This is a genomic window from Phocaeicola sp. HCN-6420 (genome assembly GCF_037890145.1).
GTDB lineage: Bacteria > Bacteroidota > Bacteroidia > Bacteroidales > Bacteroidaceae > Phocaeicola.
On record NZ_JBBKBJ010000085.1, the window covers coordinates 1 to 601 of the forward strand.

Genomic DNA, 601 nt, shown 5'->3' on the forward strand with positions numbered 1-601 from the left:
CTATGCCGTGACATGGGCATTCGGACACCTTGTCCAGCTCGCCATGCCCGATGGCTACGGCGTGCGCGGTTTCGTCCGTGACAACCTCCCGATTATCCCCGACACCTTCACGCTCGTCCCCCGTCAGGTCAGGACGGAGAAAGGCTACAAGCCCGATAGCGGCGTGGTGTCGCAGATAAAAACAATCAAAAGGCTGTTCGGCACCAGCGACCAAATCATCGTGGCAACCGATGCCGGACGCGAGGGTGAACTTATCTTCCGCTACCTCTACCACTACACGGGCAGTACCACTCCTTTCGTGCGCCTGTGGATAAGCTCGCTCACCGACAAGGCTATCCGCGAGGGATTGCGCAACCTCGAAGACGGCGGCAAGTATGACAACCTATACCTCGCCGCCAAAGCGCGAAGCGAATCCGACTGGCTCGTGGGCATCAACGGCACGCAGGCTCTCTCCATCGCCGCCGGACACGGCACATACTCCGTGGGGCGGGTGCAGACACCAACGTTGGCTATGGTATGTGAACGCTACTGGGAGAACCGCCGCTTCACGCCCGAAGCCTTCTGGCAACTCCATATCGCAACGGACGGTTGCGACGGCAAG

The 601-nt window shown here is 60.1% G+C and carries 1 protein-coding gene; it reads left to right on the forward strand.

Annotated elements, in window-relative coordinates:
• The coding region (locus tag WKT12_RS16470) for a DNA topoisomerase (RefSeq protein ID WP_340320333.1) at positions 1-601 on the forward strand (601 nt) is incomplete at both ends.